This is a genomic window from Mycobacterium sp. 1245801.1, from assembly GCF_001673055.1.
Taxonomy (GTDB): domain Bacteria; phylum Actinomycetota; class Actinomycetes; order Mycobacteriales; family Mycobacteriaceae; genus Mycobacterium; species Mycobacterium europaeum_A.
In genome coordinates, this window is sequence record NZ_LZKY01000033.1 from 1 (window position 1) to 565 (window position 565).

The 565-nt window shown below is 66.5% G+C and carries 1 protein-coding gene; it reads left to right on the forward strand.

The features are described from left to right. Positions 1-565 (forward strand): LmeA family phospholipid-binding protein (locus A5622_RS02110; RefSeq protein ID WP_066876373.1); only part of this gene is annotated, 565 nt, incomplete at both ends.

Genomic DNA, 565 nt, shown 5'->3' on the forward strand with positions numbered 1-565 from the left:
ACCCCGCCCGCCGGTCCGACCGAGCGGCTGGCCGCCCAGCCCGGCGACGACGCGACGCCCGGGAAGAAGAAGCGCCGCTTCGGCCGCGACCCGGTCTCCGTCCTGCTGATCTTCATCATCGTGTTCGCCCTGATCATCGCCGCGCTCATCGGGGCCGAGCTCTACGTGCGCCACGTCGCGGACAGCAAGGTCGCCGAGGCGGTGGCCTGTGAGGTCAAGGACCAGGCCACCGCGTCCTTCGGCGTGACGCCCCTGATGCTCTGGCAGCAGGCGACGAAGCACTACACCAACATCTCGGTGCAGACGGCCGGCAACAACATCCGCGACGCCAAGGGCATGAAGCTCTCGATCAACATCAACGACGTGCGCCTCAAGGACAACGGCAACTCGAAGGGCACCATCGGCGCCCTGGACGCCACCATCAGCTGGACCAGTGACGGCATCAAGCAGTCGGTACAGAACGCCATCCCGGTGCTGGGCCCGTTCGTCACCAACACCGTGACCACGCACCCCGCCGACGGCACGATCGAGTTGAAGGGCATGTTGGACAACATCACCGCCAAGC